A 468-nucleotide genomic window follows, 5' to 3' on the forward strand; every position below is an offset into this window, starting at 1 on the left:
ATCCGCGCGCCGCCCTCGATCTTGTAGACGAGATCCTCTCCGTACCCGCCCGCCTTCGCGAACTCGGGCACCCGCATCCCCACTGCCTCCCGCCGCAGCCTCAACTGCCGCCCCACGGTGGCGATGACGGCCACACCCCATGCATCCTCCGGATCCACCTCCCACCCCGGCTCGTCCGTCTCGCTCACGACCTCAACGTCAGCCGTCATTCCGTACCCCTTTGCCGTACGACCGTGCCGCGACGCCCCTACCCGCACCCGCCGTCCCGACAGCGTGGACACCTCTGGACAAGCCCTGGACAGTCGCCCTACGTAACGGCGTCGTCACTGTTCACAGTAAGCGCACATCGCCACTCTGAGTGACGTGAATCAAGGAACTGCCGACCCCACGGCCGAACTCGACAACCCCATCCGCAATTTCAGCGTGCAACTGTCACCAACACCCCGAGGAGCCCGCCTCGCCCGACTC

General features: G+C 66.2%; 1 protein-coding gene and 1 pseudogene. One reads left to right on the forward strand and one right to left on the reverse strand.

From position 1 onward, the window contains the following. Positions 1–209 (reverse strand): helix-turn-helix transcriptional regulator (locus tag EHS43_RS45805; RefSeq protein ID WP_148104397.1); only part of this gene is annotated, 209 nt, incomplete at its 3' end. A gap of 154 nt (positions 210–363) precedes the next feature. On the opposite strand from EHS43_RS45805, the pseudogene EHS43_RS48695 reads away from it, so the two are divergent. After that, positions 364–468 (forward strand): annotated as a pseudogene (locus EHS43_RS48695) (ATP-binding protein); the annotation flags it as partial.

Origin of the sequence: Streptomyces sp. RP5T (assembly GCF_003933965.1) — a bacterium.
In the GTDB taxonomy this organism is placed as follows: Bacteria; Actinomycetota; Actinomycetes; order Streptomycetales; family Streptomycetaceae; genus Streptomyces.